The organism is Faecalibacterium sp. DFI.5.82 (assembly GCF_029076575.1).
In the GTDB taxonomy this organism is placed as follows: Bacteria; Bacillota; Clostridia; order Oscillospirales; family Ruminococcaceae; genus Faecalibacterium; species Faecalibacterium duncaniae.
This window is the reverse complement of the sequence record NZ_JARFIS010000547.1, coordinates 1-309: the sequence shown is the minus strand read 5'-3', so window position 1 is coordinate 309 and position 309 is coordinate 1. Positions and strand designations below refer to the sequence as shown.

Annotated in this window: 1 protein-coding gene; it reads right to left on the bottom strand. The window is 62.8% G+C overall.

Annotation, left to right across the window (positions count from 1 at the left end; all coding sequences use genetic code 11):
* Window positions 1–230, bottom strand: a 230-nt coding sequence (locus P0G09_RS17820; RefSeq protein WP_275253335.1) for an ATP-binding cassette domain-containing protein, incomplete at its 3' end; no start/stop codon positions are given.
* Window positions 231–309: the final 79 nt, after the last annotated feature.

Genomic DNA, 309 nt, shown 5'->3' with positions numbered 1-309 from the left:
CCCAGCAGGAGCGTGAACACGGTGCTCTTGCCCGCACCGGTGCGGCCCACCAGCGTGACCTGCTCCCCCTGTTTCACGGTCATGGAAAAATCCTTCAGAATGTGCCGCTCCCCATAGCCGAAGGAGACGTGCGCAAATTCCACATCGCCCCGGGCAGCCTCCCTGCGCGCGGGAGGGATCGTGCGCTCCGGCTGGTCGAGAAAGGCATCGCTGCGCCTGACACCCGCCATGGCCGACTGGATGGTCTGGATCTACATGCCCAGGCTCTCAATGGGGGCAAATATGCGGGAGATGTAGTTGATGATAGCC